The sequence below is a fragment of the Pseudarthrobacter linnaei genome (assembly GCF_055412825.1).
The window spans coordinates 1-15,294 of record NZ_JBVAYX010000046.1 but is presented as its reverse complement, the minus strand read 5'-3'; the positions used below and the strand labels follow the sequence as shown (position 1 = coordinate 15,294).

The following is a 15,294-nucleotide window of genomic DNA, read 5'->3' as shown; positions in this document are numbered from 1 at the left end:
GGGCCGGGCGGGCGGCAGTGGGGCGGGCAGCCCGCTCAGCCTGGGCGGCGCGGGCGCGGCCGGAGCCGGGCCCATGCCGCCGGCAAGGTTCAGCGCGCAAGCCCGGCTCAGGGCGTTGCAGGCGGACATCATGGAACTGATCCTGGAGCGTGAGCTGGATGCCGGGGATCCGCTGCCGACCGAGCATGAACTCTCCGGGGCACTGGGTGTCGGCCGGAACACCCTGCGGGAATCGCTGAAGGTACTCCAGGCCCTGGGCGTGATTGAAATCCGCCACGGCTTCGGCATGTTCGTGGCGCCGAGCAATTTTGACGCCCTCACCGAGGGCCTCACGTTTCGGGGCAGGTTGTCGCTGCGGCATCACGGGCAGGAGGCCCTGCAGCTGGTGGACGTCCGGCAGGCCCTGGAGGCCGGGTTGATTGCGGCCGCCATGGACCTGATGACCCCGGAGCATCTGACGGCGGTCGAGGAATCCGTGCTCCGGATGGAGGAGCTGGCCGGCGCCGGTGCGAACTTCGTCGAAGCGGACGCCGACTTCCACCGCCGGCTGTTCGAACCACTCAACAACGCGCTGCTGGTCAGCCTGCTCGGTGTCTTCTGGCAGGTGTACCGGCGGCTCCACGTTGAGCTGGGCGGGGCCGAGGGCGTCGATCTGCTGGAAACAGCGGCCCTGCACCGGGGGATCTACGACGCCGTCTCGACCGGCGACAAGGTTCTCGCGGCGCAGCGGCTCAACGGCCACTTCGATGGCATCCGGCTTCGGATCAGCCGGGCCGTCGCACCGTAGCGGCGTACCGGGCCGCCGCACCGTAGCGTCGCACCGGGGGCGTCCCTGCGGTGCGGCGCGCCGGGGCCACCCGCCGTCGGGCGTTAAACAAATGATCCGCACCGGCGGACCAGTGCGGATCATTTTCTCTGTGCGCCCAGAGGGATTCGAACCCCCGGCCTCCTGTTCCGTAGACAGGCGCTCTATCCAGCTGAGCTATGGGCGCATCTTCGGTTCTTGGAACTTCTTGCCCCCCGAACCTCGAATTACTTTACGCGAGGTGGGGCCGTAGTGACAAATCGAAACAGGTGTAATCTGGGCGACTAGACCGGTCTACGTGACCTTGGTCACAAAATACCGCCGCGTCGTACCGTCTATTCCTTGTATTTCTGCGGTTTTTGATTTCCGCGCCCCCGGACATCCCACTTCAGGCCCCGATTTTGGGGGGTGAGCTAGCCCTACATTTAGGACACACGACTGAACCCGAGGAAGGGAACCGTAATGGGAGATCTGGCGCGACTGCCGTTGCTTGAAAAAGCACCCACCACACATGCTGGCCTGCTGGCATGGGTTGAAGAGGTAGCTGGACTGACCCAGCCGGACCGGATCCACTGGGTAGACGGCTCCGAAGAAGAGAACACCCGCCTTACGGATGAACTCGTTGCCGCGGGCACACTGACCCGCCTGAACGAGGAGCTGTTCCCCAAGTCCTTCGCGGCATTCTCCGACCCCGCCGATGTGGCCCGCGTCGAGGAGCAGACCTTCATCTGCTCCGAGAAGGAACGCGATGCAGGCTTCACCAACAACTGGCTGGCTCCGGCGGAGATGAAGGAGAAGCTGCGCGGCCTGTTCCGCGGCTCCATGCGCGGCCGCACCCTGTACGTCATCCCGTTCGTCATGGGCCACCTTGACGCCGAGGATCCCAAATTCGGCGTGGAGATTACGGACAGCGCCTACGTTGTCGCCTCCATGCGCATCATGGCCACGATCGGCACCGAGGTCCTGGACAAGATCACCGCCACCAACGCCTTCTTCGTCCCCGCCCTGCACTCCCTGGGCGCACCGCTGGCCCCCGGCCAGGCCGACGTCGTCTGGCCCTGCAACCCGGACAAGTGGATCGTGCACTTCCCCGAAGAGCGCTCCATCTGGTCCTTCGGCTCCGGCTACGGCGGCAACGCGCTGCTGGGCAAGAAGTGCTACGCCCTGCGCATCGCCTCCGTGATGGCGCGGGACGAGGGCTGGCTCGCGGAGCACATGCTCATCCTGAAGCTGACCTCGCCGGAGCAGAAGAACTACTACATCTCTGCTGCCTTCCCGTCGGCCTGCGGCAAGACCAACCTTGCCCTGCTGGACCCGGCCATCGAGGGCTGGAAGGTCGAAACGCTCGGTGACGACATCACCTGGATGCGGATCGGCAAGGAAGGCGAACTGCGCGCCACCAACCCGGAGGCCGGCCTGTTCGGTGTCGCCCCTGGCACCGGCTGGGGCACCAACCCCAACGCCATGCGCGCCATCGCCAAGGGCCACAGCATCTTCACCAACGTCGCCCTCACGGACGACGGCGGCGTCTGGTGGGAGGGCATGACCGACGAGGTTCCCGCGCACCTGACCGACTGGCAGGGCAACTCCTGGACTCCCGACTCGGCCCAGCCCGCAGCCCACCCGAACTCCCGGTTCTGCACCCCGATCTCGCAGGTCGACATGCTGGCCGAGGAGTACTTCAGCCCGGACGGTGTGGAGGTCTCCGCGATCCTCTTCGGCGGCCGCCGCAAGACCACGGTCCCGCTGGTCACCCAGGCCCGCAGCTGGACCAACGGCATCTTCATGGGCTCCACGCTCTCCTCCGAGACCACGGCTGCCGCAGCCGGCCAGGTCGGCGTGCTGCGGCGCGACCCGATGGCCATGCTGCCGTTCATCGGCTACGACGCGGGTGACTACCTGAAGCACTGGATCAGTGTCTCCGGCAAGGCCGACCCGGAACGCCTGCCCCACATTTTCCTGGTCAACTGGTTCCGGCGCACGGCTGACGGTGATTTCGCCTGGCCCGGCTTCGGCGACAACGCCCGCGTCCTCAAGTGGGCCATCGAGCGCATCGAAGGCAAGGCGGACGCCGTCGAGACCCCCATCGGCTTCGTGCCGGCCGGGCACTCGCTGGACCTCACCGGCCTGGACCTGACGCACGCCCACGTGGAAGACGCCGTCCGCGTGGACCGCGAGGAGTGGGATACCGAGCTCGCCTCCATCGAGGAGTGGTACGCCAAGTTCGGCGACTCCCTGCCCGATGCCCTGCGCGCAGAGCTCGAAGGCCTGAAGGAACGGATGGCAGAGCACTAGCAGCCGGCAAAACCGACGACGGCGGCCCCGCACCTTGCGAAAGGTGCGGGGCCGCCGTCGTCGGATCACGCCAACCCGTGCGGAGCGCCTCGCGGGCAGGCACGGTCCGCGCGCGGGCAGATCAGGGCGGTTGGCGGGCATTCATCCGCCCTGACCTGCCCGCCGGGGGAGCGCGTGCGCCCTGATCTGCCCGCCGGGCGGGCTGCGAAGTGCGTTCCCCGTCGTGGGTCTTCCTTGGGAGCCGGGCGTTGGGACTTAGGTCCCTAGACCGCAGCTGGAAGGGACCCTAGGCTCATACGCATTCATCAGCCGGGCCGTCCGCCGACCGGAGAGGGTGCTGGGGCCATTCCACGCGTGCGCTGCCGTGCCCTCAACCCGCCCGCAGCACGCGAGCGCACAGGAGCCCACCATGCTTGTCACCGACGACATCCAGGCCTTGTCCACGGCTGTCAGCGGCCCGGTCGCCTTGCCGGACAGCCCCGAATTCGCGGCCGAGACGCGCGCCTTCAACGCCGCCACAGTCCACCAGCCCGACGTCGTCCTGGGGGCCGAGAACGCACAGGACGTCGCGGCGGGGGTGAAGTGGGCGGCAGAACGCCGGCTCCCGGTGGCGGTCCAGTCCACCGGGCACGGCGCTGACTCGGCGGTGGAGGGTGGCCTGCTCATCAACACGCGCCGCCTGCAGGAACTGCAGATCGATCCGGTCGAGCGCACCGCCCGGGTGGGCGCCGGGGTGAAGTGGCGCAGCGTCCTGGCAGCGAGCGTGCCGCTCGGGCTGGTCGGACTGCACGGGTCAAGCACCGACGTCGGCGTCGTTGGCTACACCCTCGGCGGCGGGCTGCCCGTGCTGGGCCGCGCCCACGGGTTCGCGGCGGATCATGTCCGCAGCATGGAGATCGTGACCGCCGACGGCGCGCTGCGCCGGATCGATGCCGAGGCCGAAGCCGAGCTGTTCGCGCTGATGCGCGGCGGCAAGGGCAACTTCGGCATCGTGACAGAGCTCGAGTTCAGCCTCTTTCCACTGGGTGAGTTCTACGGCGGCGGGATCATCTATCCCGGGGCGGACGCGGCCCACATCCTGGCCGCGTTCCGGGAGTGGATGCCCGCACTGCCGGACAACGCCTCGCCCTCAATCTCCCTGCTCCGGCTTCCGGAAATGGACTTCGTCCCCGCGCCGCTGCGGGGCCAGTTCGTGGTGCACCTGCGCTTCGCCTTCCTGGGGACCCGTGAGGACGGCGACGCACTGCTGGCACCGATGCGGGCGGTCTCAACGCCGTTGATGGACACGGCCGGGCCCATGAGCTACCTCGACGTTGACCAGATCCACATGGACCCGGCGGATCCGCTCCCGTTCACGGCCGGCGGAGCTCTCCTGAAAGACCTCGGCGAGGAGACCGCTGCGGACCTGCTGAAACTCACCGGCGAGGGCTCGGACTGTCCGCTGCTCCTCGTCGAAATCCGGCCGCTGGGTGGGGCACTGGCCCGGGCCGGGGCGCTGCCGGATGCCGTGTCCGGGCGCGACGCGGCGTTCCTGCTCTTCCTGCTCGGATTCAAGATGCCACCGTTCGCCGAGGCGGTCGCCGCCTCGATCCGCGGGGTCCTGGCTGAGATGGCTCCGCACTCCACGGGATACACGCTGGTCAACTTCCACGGCGAGCCGGGCGATGAAGCTGACCGGGCGAGGGCCTGGTCGCCCGCGGTCTACGAGCGGATGAGGGCCGCAAAATCCAGCTACGACCCGGGCAACCTCCTGCGCTTCGGCCACACGATCACCGGAGTGCCGGCCGCGACCTGACCCCTGTGCGGGCTCGTTCCCGCAGCGCACGTCACAACGACGGCGGCCCCGCACCTGCGAAAGGTGCGGGGCCGCCGTCGGTGTTTTCCTTATTCCTCCGGGGAGCGCCTCGCGGGCACTTCAGGGCGGATGGCGGGCCTGCATGCGCCCTGATCTGCCCACCGGGCGGGCCGGGAAAACTAGCTGGCGAGCCAGATGTCCGGGCCGAAGACCTCGTAGTGGATCTTCGTGGCCGGGATGCCGGCGCTGATGGCCTCGTTGCGGATGCTCTTCATGAACGGCAGTGGACCGCACAGGTACAGCGAGGCGTTGGCCGGCAGGTCCACTTCGCGCAGGGACATAAAGCCCTCCCTGGTTCCGGCGACCGGCTGCTCGAGCCAGAGCTGGAGGTCGGCGCCGTCGAGGCGCTCGACGTCGTCCGTCATCTGGCTGCGCAGCGCCCAGGATTCCAGATCGCTTTCCGCATGGAGGACCAGGACCTGGCGGTCCGTGCCGGCGGCCGCAAGGGAGCGCAGGATGGACGCAGTCGGTGTGCAGCCGATGCCGGCGGAGGCCAGGATAACGGGGCCGTCGCCTTCCTTAAGGGTGATTTCACCGTAGGGGTTGGAGATCTCGAGGACGTCGCCCACCTGGACGGTGTTGTGCAGGACGGGGGAGACTTCGCCGCCGTCGTCCTTCTTGGTGGTGAAGGTGCGGCCCGTGCCGGCGTCGCCGGAGAGCGAATACTGGCGGACCTGGCGCAGCCCGTCCGGCAGGGTGACCTTGACGCTGACGTACTGGCCCGGGAGAGCGGGGGTGATGGGGGTGTCGTCGGCCGGCTCCAGGGTGAAAGTGATCGAACCGGTGCCGGCGGGGGTCTTGGTGGCGACCCGCCACGGGCTCCACATCACGCTGTTGGCCTGGGCAGCGTAGAGGCCCTTTTCGAGCTTGATCAGGGCGTCCGCCATGAGCCAGTAGACCTCGGTCCAGGCTTCGGCGATTTCGGGGGTGATGACCTCGGCCAGGTCCTCGGCGATGGCGGCGAAGAGGTGCTCGTAGACCACCTGGTACTGCGGTTCGGTGATGCCGAGGGAGGTGTGGCGGTGGGCGATGCGGGCGAGCACGGTCTCCGGCAGGGTGCCGGGGTTGTTCACCAGGTGGGTGGCGAAAGCGGCGATGCTTCCGGCCAGGGCCTGCTGCTGGTTTCCGTTGCGCTGGTTGGAGCGGCTGAAGAGCCCGTCCAGCAGTTCGGGGTGCGCCGCGAAGAGGCGGGCGTAGAACTTGGGGGTGATTTCACCGATCCGGGAACCGACGAGCGGGAGGGTGGCCTCGATGACCGGGAAGGACTTGTCCGAGAGCATGTTGACTCCTGAGATAGTGGCCCGGGGTCTGCACCGGACCGTCGAAAATACATGTATTTGAAATGCAAGTATTTGTACCTCAGTTCTACAGGGCGTAGAAGGCATGTTCAAATCGGGGGGATTCCCGGGCGTGGCGGGTCGGTGACGGTGCTTGGACGACGCCGCCTGGGTGACGCCGCGTGGACGACGCAGCCTGGGCGACGGTGCTTGGACGACGCCGCCTGGGTGACGCCGCGTGGGCGACGGTGCTTGGACGACGCCGCCTGGGTGACGCCGTTTAGACGACGCCGTTTGGACGACGCAAGGCTCCGGCTCAGAGACCGGGGCGCAGGCCGATTGCCTGGAAGGCCGGCGCCATCTGCCGGGACGTCGGCAGGGACGCGACGACGATGTCGTCCAGTTCGCGGTAGAAAGCCTCGCGGGCGCGGGAGAGGGCTCCGCGGAGGCGGCATTCGTTGATGAGCGGACATGCCCCGCCGGCGGCGACGCAGTCGGCCGGGTCCGTGCGGGTGTCCAGCCGGCGCAGCAGCTGGCCCACGGTGGCGGCGCGGCCGGCGCTGCTGAGCCGGGAGCCGCCGTGCCGGCCACGTTCGACGTCAATCATTCCGAGCTCGCGCAGTTTCGCCATCGCCTTACTGACATGGTTGTACGGCGTCGCGACGGCGTCGGCGATGCTCTGCGTGGTGAGAAGGGCGCCGTCGGGGGCGGCCGCGAGCACCATCATGGCGCGCAGGCTCACGTCCGCGAAGGCGTTGATCTTCATAACACCAGCTTACGGGCGGTCTAGTCCACCCAGACGCCGGGTTCGTTCGTATCCGCGGAGAGTTCGCCGAATTCCAGCTCACGGGTTGCGGGGTTCGCGGCGTACGGCAGGACCGCGGCGAAGAGGGAACCGTCCCGGTGTTCCGCGGCCACGTGGATCGCGTCCGAGGCTTCCTCCAGCAGGGTGATGTCACACACGACGGCGGCCGCCCGGAACTCGTCCCGGTGCTGGCGCAGCAGTTCGGTGAGGTCGCTGATCATCGAGTCCGCGTCGAAATCCGCGTCCGTTCCCGCGGCCGCGTCGGCGGGAGTGACGGCAACCAGCCGGACCTCGCCGTCGTTTTCGACCACCAGGGCGAACGGCAGGAACCCGCCGGTGCGCTCGAGCTGCTCCTGTGCGGCGCCGACTCCGGTGCCGAGCAGGTTCTCCAGATCGGTGGCGCTGGCCTCCGGGACGCTGTCGCGCCAGGACCCGGCGGTCTCCGTGCCGATCTCGCCCGCGGTGGCAGAAGCGGGCGCAGAAGGTGTCTCTGTGGCGCGGTCCGCCGGCCGTTCCAACACGCTTCTAGCCCCGGACCAGTGCCAGCACGCGGTCGCGGACACGTTCCATCGTGGCCCGGTCCGTGGCCTCGACGTTCAGGCGGAGGAACGGCTCGGTGTTGGAAGGCCGCAGGTTGAACCAGTAGCTGCCGTCCGTGGCGATGAAGGTACTGCCGTCCAGGTAGTCCACCTCGACGTCCTCGGCATGGAAGTCGTGACGGACCCGTTCCACGGCGCCGGCCTTGTCTTCGATTTCCGAGTTGATCTCGCCGGAGGACATGTACGGTTCGTATTCGCGGCCGAGTTCGGACAGCGGGCCGTCCTGTTCGCCGAGGGCGGCCAGGACGTGCATGGCGGCGAGCATGCCGGTGTCTGCGTTCCAGAAGTCGCGGAAGTAGAAATGGGCGGAGTGTTCCCCGCCGAAGATGGCACCCTCGGCGGCCATCACAGCCTTGATGAAGGAGTGGCCCACCCGGGTGCGCACGGCCCGGCCGCCGTGGCGTTCCACCAGTTCGGGGACGGCGCGGGAGGTCAGCAGGTTGTGGATGACGGTGGGGTTGGCCTCGCCGAGTCCCTGCGCGCGGGCAATCTCGCGGCGGGCCACCATGCCGGTGATCGCGGACGGCGAGACGGGTTCGCCCTTCTCGTCGATGACGAAGCAGCGGTCGGCGTCGCCGTCGAACGCCAGTCCAATGTCTGCCCCGTGCTCGACGACGGCGGCCTGCAGGTCGCGCAGGTTCTCCGGTTCCAGCGGGTTGGCGGGGTGGTTCGGGAAGGATCCGTCGAGCTCGAAGTAGAGCGGGATGATCTCCAGGGGGAGCTTGGGCAGCAGGGCGTCGCCGAGCACCGCGGGGGTAGTGAGGCCGGCCATGCCGTTGCCGGCGTCGACGACGACCTTCAGCGGACGGGTGCCGCGGAGGTCCACGAGGCTGCGCAGGTACTCGGAGTAGCCCTTCAGGACGTCGTGCACGCCGATCAGGCCGCGCACGGGGGCGGCGGGGATGGACCCGGAGTTGAGGTATTCCTCGGCGCGGGCCTGGATTTCCTTGAGCCCGGATTCGGAGGAGATCGGCTCGGCGCCGGCCTTGGACATCTTGATGCCGTTGTACTCCGCGGGGTTGTGGCTGGCGGTGAAGGTGGCGCCGGCCGCGTTGAGCGAGCCGCAGGCGTAGTAGAGCTCATCGGTGGAGATCAGGTCGAGCAGCTGGACGTTGGCCCCGCGCCGGGCGGCGCCGTTGGCAAAGGCCTTGCTGAACTCGGGGGAGGACGGGCGCATGTCGCCGCCGACCAGCACCGTTTTGCCCTCCAGCTCCAGGACGTCGACGAACGCCGCGCCCACCGCCTCGACGATTTCGGCGGTGATCGATTCGCCGACAATGCCGCGCACGTCGTAGGCCTTGAAGGCGGCTGAGAGGTCAAAAGTCTTTGTCTGGTCCATAGTCACGCGTCTTATCTTACGTGGACGGCCGAACCGGGCCGGGAAAGAGCGCTCGTGTGCTCTTCCGGCCGCCGGACCGCAGGCGGTCCGCTGTGATTGTCCACATAGCGGTGCCCCCGGCTTCGCGGCTGTCGGAGGGGGCTGGGATACTGAAGCAATGGCCAATCACCAGAACGCTGCAGTCCTTTCCGCCACCGCTGATCCCGCCGGAGGCGCCGGCTCAGCCGCGGGCGCTACGGGCGCCGGGACCCGGGAGCAGGCCCAGGAAGTGCTTCGCGAGCTGGTCGGGCACCCGGACGCGCAGTTCCATGACGGCCAGTTTGAGGCCATCGAGGCCCTCGTCGACGGCGGCCGGCGGGCCCTCGTCGTGCAGCGCACCGGCTGGGGAAAGTCGGCGGTGTACTTTGTCTCGTCCCTGCTGCTCCGGCGCCGCGGCGCCGGGCCCACCCTGATTGTCTCCCCGCTGCTGGCCCTCATGCGCGACCAGGTAGCCGCCGCGGCACGGGCCGGGGTCCGGGCCGTGGCCATCAACTCCGCGAACCAGCTGGAATGGGACACCGTCCGCGAACAGCTCGCGGCCGATGAGGTCGACGTCCTGCTGGTCTCGCCCGAGCGGCTCACCAACCCCTCGTTCCGCGAGAACCAGCTCCCCGAACTGATCCGCCGCACCGGGCTGCTGGTCATCGATGAGGCCCACTGCATCTCGGACTGGGGCCATGACTTCCGCCCCGACTACCGGCGCATCGCGGACCTGATCACCCAGCTGCCGGAGTCGGTTCCGGTGCTCGCCACCACCGCCACCGCCAACTCCCGGGTGGTCCACGACATTGAGGAGCAGCTGGGCACCGGCGTGCTGACCATCCGCGGCGCCCTGGGCCGTGAATCGCTGCGGCTCGGCGTGCTGAGGCTGCCGGACTCCCGCGACCGCCTCGGCTGGCTGCTCACGCACCTGAAAGACCTGCCCGGCAGCGGCATCATCTACACGCTGACGGTCTCCGCCGCCGAGGACACCGCACGGCTCCTCGCCGAAGCCGGCCACGAGGTGCTCGCCTACACCGGACGCACCGACCCGGCGGACCGGGAACGGGCCGAGCAGCTACTCAAGGACAACCAGGTCAAGGCCCTTGTGGCCACGTCCGCCCTCGGCATGGGCTTCGACAAGCCGGACCTCGGGTTTGTGGTGCACCTCGGGGCGCCGTCCTCTCCCGTGGCCTACTACCAGCAGGTCGGCCGCGCCGGCCGTGGGGCCGCCAACGCCGACGTGCTGCTGCTGCCCGGGTCCGAGGACCGGGACATCTGGCAGTACTTCGCCACCGCGTCCATGCCGTCGGAGGAGAAGGCCGGTGCGGTGCTGACTGTCCTCGCCGAAGCGGGGGCCGCCGTGTCCACGGTCGCGTTGGAGGCCCGCGTGGATCTGCGCCGGACCCCGCTGGAGCTGCTGTTAAAGGTCCTGGCGGTCGACGGTGCCGTGGAACGGGTAGGCGGCGGCTGGCATTCCACCGGCCAGCCGTGGACCTACGACGCCGAGCGGTACAGCCGGATCGCGGAGGCCCGGGTGGATGAGCAGGACTCCATGGTGATCTACCAGGACACTGCCGGCTGCCGGATGGAATACATCACCTCGGTCCTCGACGACGAGACCGCCCGTGCCTGCGGCCGCTGTGACAACTGCGCCGGACAGTGGTTCCCGGCGGACATTGCCGCCGCGGCCACCGAAGCCGCGGGCCAGACGCTGAGCCGCGCCGGTGTCCCGCTGGAACCCCGGTTGCAGTGGCCCAGCGGCATGGACCGGCTCGGCGTGCCCGTCAAGGGCAAGATCAAGCCCGAGGAAAGCGTCGCCGCCGGCCGGGCGCTGGCACGGCTCACGGACCTGGGCTGGGGCGGCGCCCTGCGGGAGGCCTTCGCCGCCGGAGCCCCCGACCGCACCGTGGACCCCGGCATGCTGCAGGCTTGCGTCCAGGTGCTGCGCGAGTGGGGCGCCGGCGACCCCCGCACGCCCGGCTGGAGCGGGGCGGGCCGGCCCGCCGCCATCATCAGCGTCCCGTCCCGCGGCAAGCCTGCGCTGGTGGACTCGCTGGCCCGGGGCATCTCGGAAATTGGCCGGATCCCCTACCTGGGGCAGCTGCAGCTTGAGCACGGCGGACCGACCGGCGGGCGCGGCGGCAACAGCGCCTACCGGCTTGCCGGGGTCTGGGACCGCCTCGTGGTCGGGCCCGAACTGGAAGCGGCCCTGGCCGGGATCCAGGGCCAGAGCGTGATGCTGATCGACGACCTGGTCGACAGCCGCTGGACCGTGACGGTCGCCGGCCGGGCCCTCAGGCTCGCCGGCGCCGGCGCGGTGCTGCCGCTGGTGCTTGGCCAGGCCGGCTGACCTCGGCCCCGGCGTGGCGGGGCAGCATCAGGCTGTCCAGGGTGCTCAGGAGCATGACCACGGCCAGCGCCAGGAACGCGGCCCGGTACGGCGCCACCGCATCCCCGCCGCTCGCCCCGGCCCCGCCGAGCAGCGGGCCGCCGGCCTCGTACATCCGGATCAGCAGGGCCCCGATGGCGATCCCGGCCGCCGTCGCGAGCTGCACCAGGGTGGCGGAGACGGCGTTGGCGGACGGCAGCTGGGCGGGAACGACGTCGGCGTACTGCACCGAGGCGTAAGCCGAGAAACCGATGGACCGGAAGGCTCCGCTGGCCACGAGCAGCGCGAAGATCAGCGGCTCCGGGGTGCCAGCGTCGAGCTGGGCGCACAGCGCGAAGGTCGCCGCCGAGGCCAGCGACGCGAAAACCAGCACAGGCTTGAAGCCGAAACACCGGATGAGCGGGGTCGTGGCGGGCTTGATCCCGATATTGCCCACGAACACGGCCGCGACGTGGACCCCGGCGCGCAGCGGATCCCAGCCGAAGCCGTTCTGGAACATCAGCGGCAGCAGGAAGGGCACGGCGCTGATGGTGAGGCGGTAGATGAATCCGCCGGTCGCCGTGGCGCGGAAGGTCCGGGCGGAAAAGACCCCGAGGTCGAACAGGGGGGAACGGGCCCGCCGCATCCACCAGACCGCCGTGACCAGGAGCAGCAGCCCGGCGGTGATGCTCACGGCCGCGAGGCCGCCGGCCTCGCGGCCGCCGGCCAGCTCCAGGCCCACCACGACGGACCCCACGCCCAGGGTCGTGAGGGCCAGCCCCGGCCAGTCCAGGCGCCGGGTCCGGTCACCCGCCGTGCCCGGGACGAGCCGCAGCGCCGCGAGGAACGCCGCGAGCCCCAGCGGGAGGTTGATCAGGAAGATCCAGTGCCAGGACAGGAACGTGGTGAGCGCGCCCCCCACCAGCGGGGCGAGGACCGGCGCCAGCAGCCCTGGCCACACCAGGTACGCCGTGGCGCGGAGCAGGTCCTTCTTGGCCGTGCCGCGTAGCACCACCACGGTGCCCACCGGAACCATCATGGCGCCGCCCGCGCCCTGCAGCACCCGGCTCAGGGTCAGCATGGTCAGGTCCTGGCTGAGCGCGCACAGCAGCGAGGCGACCGTGAACGTCGCTATGGCCACGCAGAACACCCGCCGCGCGCCGAGACGTTCGGCCAGCCAGCCGCTGAGCGGAATCCCCATCGCCACCGTCAGGAGGTAAGCGGTCATGGTGATGCTGACGTCCGCCGAGGGGACGGTGAAGTCCGCCGCGATGCTGGGGATCGCGGTGGTCAGGACGGTGCCGTCGAGGAACTCCATAAAAAACGTCGCCGCGACGAGCAGGGCAAGGCGTGGACTCCACTGCTCCGCCGTTGTGCCGGCGGGCGGCGCGGGCTTGCTCATGTGCGGGCCGCTGCGGCGCCAGGTTCAGCCCTGCGGGGCACGGCCGGATTCCCGCGGGCCCGCGTCGTGCGGGCCCGCGTCGTGCGGGCCCGCGTCCTGCGGGCCGGACTCCGGCCGCCCGGACTCCAGCACTGCCATGGCCGCGTTGTGCCCGCCGATGGCGCTGACGGCACCGCCGCGCCGGGCGCCGGAGCCGCAGAGCAGCAGCTGCGGGTCATCCGTCGCGACGCCCCAGCGCTGCGCCGGTGTGTCCAGCGGTGCGCCGTCCTCGACGAAGGGCCAGTCGAGGCCCCCGTGGAAGATGTTGCCCCGCGGCATGCCGACCGCGCGTTCAATGTCTAGGGTGGTTTTGGTTTCGATGCAGGGCTGCCCGTCCGGACCGGCCAGCAGCAGCTCCTCGACGGGTTCGGCCAGAACCGAGTTCAGGGACTTCAGGACCGCGGCCTGCAGTTCCGCCCGGCGCTGGTCATTGTTCTCGGCGGTGATCAGCCGGTCCGGGACATGCAGGCCGAATACGGTGAGCGTCTGCGCTCCTTCAGCCTGCAGTTCCGGGGACAGGATGCTGGGGTCCGTGAGGGAATGGCAGTAGATTTCGCAGGGCAGCGGGTCCGGGACGGTTCCGGCCGCGGCGGCGAGGTAGGCGGCGTCGAGCTGCGACCAGGTCTCATTGATGTGGAAGGTCCCGCCGAAGGCCGCTTCCGGGCTGACATTGGGGTCCAGCAGCCGGGGGAGCCGTTTCAGCAGCAGGTTCACCTTGACCTGGGCACCCTCCCGGAGATGGTTCGGGTTCCGGGTGGTGTTCGCGGCGGTGCCCTCAGGAGCCCCGGAGCTCCTGAGCCGGTCCAGCACCACCGGTGCCACGTTGGCGAGGACCCAGGACGCGGTGGCCGTGTGCTCTGATCCGTGGTGCCGGTAGCTGACCGCACCGCCCGGGCGGACGGCGGTGACTTCCGCGGACGTCAGGATGGTCGCCCCGGCCTCGCGGGCGGATCGTTCCAGTTCCCCGGACACCGCGCCCATCCCGCCCACGGGAACGTCCCAGTCGCCCGTTCCGCCGCCGACCAGGTGGTACAGGAAACAGATGTTCTGCTGCAGATCCTCGTCGCCGGCCCGGGCAAAGGTGCCGATCAGGGCGTCGGTCAGCACCACGCCGCGGACCAGGTCGTGCTGCAGCGACCGGGCGATGGAATCCCCGAGGGGCCGCTCGATCATGGCCTCCCACGCCCCCGCTGCCCCGGCGCCGGCCGCGAGGGCCCTGGCTTCGGAACGGGTCGGCAGCGGCGAGGTCATGGTCGGCCAGAGGGCCTCGGTGAGGCGGCGGCAGCCGGTGTAGAACTCGGTGAAGGCGCGGAATTCGCCGGCCGGAGCCCCGACGGCGGCAAAGGACGCCGCGGTGGCCGCGGCATCCCCGTTATCGATCAGCAGGGCACTCCGGCCGTCGTGCGGGTCGGGTGTGTAGGACGAATACCGGCGCCGGGCCAGCCGGATGCGCAGGCCCAGGTCGTCGATTACCTGCTGCGGGAGCAGGCTCACGAGGTAGGAATACCGCGAGAGGCGCGCGTCGACGCCGTCGAACGCCTGGGCTGAGACCGCGGCACCGCCGGGGTGGTCCAGCTTCTCCAGCAGCAGGACCGTCCGGCCGGCTTTGGACAGGTATGCGGCCGCGGCCAGGCCGTTGTGGCCGCCGCCTACGATGATCGCGTCAAACGCGTTGTTCCTCGACATGGGCCTATCCTGCCATCCGGGCCGCGGGAAAGGCGTCCGCTGTCCGGCACCCGGACGCGCCCGGGTACGCAAAAGGCCCCGGTCCAGGGACCGGGGCCAAACGCGGAGACGGGGGGATTTGAACCCCCGGTGGAGTTGTGCCCCACACTTCATTAGCAGTGAAGCCCATTCGGCCGCTCTGGCACGTCTCCATTTGCTATTAACTAGCCAACCAAGGATACGCAGAAGGGGCCATGCAGTGCAAAACGAGCAACGCGGGGTCACTTCCGGCCCATGTTGGNATGGTCAAGTTATTTCCTCCGAATGCCCGTACCGAGTTCGTTGACCTGGTCTGTGGCGGGATGTCGATTCTCGCTGCCGCCCGGCGCGTCGGAGCCACACATGGGACCGGGCGGAGGTGGTGGGCGCAGTCTGGCCAGATGATGAGTGTGAACATGGGCGCCGTTGGGGGCCTTTTGGATCCGGCACCGACCGCGGAAGGCCCGGGCGGGCGGACGTTGAACCTGGCTGAGCGGGGGATGATCCAGATGGGCCGGCGCAGCGGGCTTAGTTACGCCAAGATCGGCGAGGCGATTGGTCGGCACAAGTCCGTGGTCTGGCGCGAGGTGAACCGTAACGCCAGCGCGGACGGGGTGTATTACGCCTCGGTCGCCCACACGAGAGCGCATCAGGGCCGGCGCCGGCCGAAACCGCTGAAGCTCCTCGAGGAGGTGGCGCTCTGCCGGCTGATCGAGGTGTGGATGGATGACGGTTGGAGCCCGAAACTGATCTCCTCGATGTTGGCGTTTTACTTCGCCGATGAT

The 15,294-nt window shown here is 69.4% G+C and carries 11 protein-coding genes and 2 tRNA genes; 5 read left to right on the top strand and 8 right to left on the bottom strand.

Annotation, left to right across the window (positions count from 1 at the left end):
- Positions 1 to 73 precede the first annotated feature (73 nt).
- The gene (locus ACZYZ3_RS19985) at positions 74 to 787 is read left to right on the top strand and encodes a FadR/GntR family transcriptional regulator (RefSeq protein ID WP_463965518.1); all 714 of its coding nucleotides are present in this window, start codon (positions 74 to 76) and stop codon (positions 785 to 787) included.
- A gap of 131 nt (positions 788 to 918) precedes the next feature.
- On the opposite strand, the gene ACZYZ3_RS19980 is transcribed toward ACZYZ3_RS19985, so the two are convergent.
- Positions 919 to 992, bottom strand: a tRNA-Arg gene (locus ACZYZ3_RS19980).
- Between the two features lie 275 nt (positions 993 to 1,267).
- On the opposite strand from ACZYZ3_RS19980, the gene ACZYZ3_RS19975 reads away from it, so the two are divergent.
- Complete coding sequence (locus tag ACZYZ3_RS19975; RefSeq protein WP_463965516.1) at positions 1,268 to 3,100, top strand: phosphoenolpyruvate carboxykinase (GTP); 1,833 nt, start codon at positions 1,268 to 1,270, stop codon at positions 3,098 to 3,100.
- A 409-nt stretch (positions 3,101 to 3,509) separates the two neighbouring features.
- Positions 3,510 to 4,895 (top strand): FAD-binding oxidoreductase, encoded by a 1,386-nt coding sequence (locus tag ACZYZ3_RS19970; protein WP_463965515.1) that lies wholly within the window; start codon positions 3,510 to 3,512, stop codon positions 4,893 to 4,895.
- Between the two features lie 179 nt (positions 4,896 to 5,074).
- On the opposite strand, the gene ACZYZ3_RS19965 is transcribed toward ACZYZ3_RS19970, so the two are convergent.
- From ACZYZ3_RS19965 to ACZYZ3_RS19950, 4 genes are all read right to left on the bottom strand, one after another.
- Positions 5,075 to 6,235 carry a globin domain-containing protein gene (locus ACZYZ3_RS19965; protein ID WP_463965514.1) on the bottom strand — a complete coding sequence of 387 codons (1,161 nt, stop codon included), beginning with the start codon at positions 6,233 to 6,235 and terminating at the stop codon, positions 5,075 to 5,077.
- A gap of 313 nt (positions 6,236 to 6,548) precedes the next feature.
- The gene (locus tag ACZYZ3_RS19960; RefSeq protein ID WP_463965513.1) at positions 6,549 to 6,998 is read right to left on the bottom strand and encodes an RrF2 family transcriptional regulator; all 450 of its coding nucleotides are present in this window, start codon (positions 6,996 to 6,998) and stop codon (positions 6,549 to 6,551) included.
- Positions 6,999 to 7,018: 20 nt separating this feature from the next.
- Positions 7,019 to 7,489 (bottom strand): hypothetical protein, encoded by a 471-nt coding sequence (locus ACZYZ3_RS19955; protein WP_463965517.1) that lies wholly within the window; start codon positions 7,487 to 7,489, stop codon positions 7,019 to 7,021.
- Positions 7,490 to 7,562: 73 nt separating this feature from the next.
- Complete coding sequence (locus ACZYZ3_RS19950; RefSeq protein WP_463965512.1) at positions 7,563 to 8,981, bottom strand: phosphomannomutase/phosphoglucomutase; 1,419 nt, start codon at positions 8,979 to 8,981, stop codon at positions 7,563 to 7,565.
- 151 nt (positions 8,982 to 9,132) lie between these two features.
- On the opposite strand from ACZYZ3_RS19950, the gene ACZYZ3_RS19945 reads away from it, so the two are divergent.
- The gene (locus ACZYZ3_RS19945) at positions 9,133 to 11,346 is read left to right on the top strand and encodes a RecQ family ATP-dependent DNA helicase (protein ID WP_463965511.1); all 2,214 of its coding nucleotides are present in this window, start codon (positions 9,133 to 9,135) and stop codon (positions 11,344 to 11,346) included.
- On the opposite strand, the gene ACZYZ3_RS19940 is transcribed toward ACZYZ3_RS19945, so the two are convergent.
- The 3 genes from ACZYZ3_RS19940 to ACZYZ3_RS19930 all read right to left on the bottom strand — a co-directional run bounded on the left by ACZYZ3_RS19940 (position 11,291) and on the right by ACZYZ3_RS19930 (position 14,682).
- Entirely contained in the window at positions 11,291 to 12,766 is a 1,476-nt protein-coding gene (locus ACZYZ3_RS19940) for an MFS transporter (RefSeq protein WP_463965510.1), read from the bottom strand. The two genes, ACZYZ3_RS19945 and ACZYZ3_RS19940, sit on opposite strands and share 56 nt — an antisense overlap.
- 24 nt (positions 12,767 to 12,790) lie before the next feature.
- Positions 12,791 to 14,491 (bottom strand): phytoene desaturase family protein, encoded by a 1,701-nt coding sequence (locus tag ACZYZ3_RS19935; RefSeq protein ID WP_463965509.1) that lies wholly within the window; start codon positions 14,489 to 14,491, stop codon positions 12,791 to 12,793.
- Between the two features lie 103 nt (positions 14,492 to 14,594).
- A tRNA-Ser gene (locus ACZYZ3_RS19930) sits at positions 14,595 to 14,682 on the bottom strand.
- Between the two features lie 228 nt (positions 14,683 to 14,910).
- Here ACZYZ3_RS19930 and ACZYZ3_RS19925 point away from each other — a divergent pair.
- Positions 14,911 to 15,294, top strand: a 384-nt coding sequence (locus tag ACZYZ3_RS19925; RefSeq protein WP_463965508.1) for a helix-turn-helix domain-containing protein, incomplete at its 3' end; no start/stop codon positions are given.

Coding starts and splice junctions, on each gene's coding strand:
- ACZYZ3_RS19975 (WP_463965516.1), top strand. CDS start 1,268: ATGGGAGATCTGGCGCGACTGCCGTTGCTTGAAAAAGCACCCACCACA.
- ACZYZ3_RS19960 (WP_463965513.1), bottom strand. CDS start 6,998: ATGAAGATCAACGCCTTCGCGGACGTGAGCCTGCGCGCCATGATGGTG.
- ACZYZ3_RS19965 (WP_463965514.1), bottom strand. CDS start 6,235: ATGCTCTCGGACAAGTCCTTCCCGGTCATCGAGGCCACCCTCCCGCTC.
- ACZYZ3_RS19940 (WP_463965510.1), bottom strand. CDS start 12,766: ATGAGCAAGCCCGCGCCGCCCGCCGGCACAACGGCGGAGCAGTGGAGT.
- ACZYZ3_RS19945 (WP_463965511.1), top strand. CDS start 9,133: ATGGCCAATCACCAGAACGCTGCAGTCCTTTCCGCCACCGCTGATCCC.
- ACZYZ3_RS19935 (WP_463965509.1), bottom strand. CDS start 14,491: ATGTCGAGGAACAACGCGTTTGACGCGATCATCGTAGGCGGCGGCCAC.
- ACZYZ3_RS19985 (WP_463965518.1), top strand. CDS start 74: ATGCCGCCGGCAAGGTTCAGCGCGCAAGCCCGGCTCAGGGCGTTGCAG.
- ACZYZ3_RS19970 (WP_463965515.1), top strand. CDS start 3,510: ATGCTTGTCACCGACGACATCCAGGCCTTGTCCACGGCTGTCAGCGGC.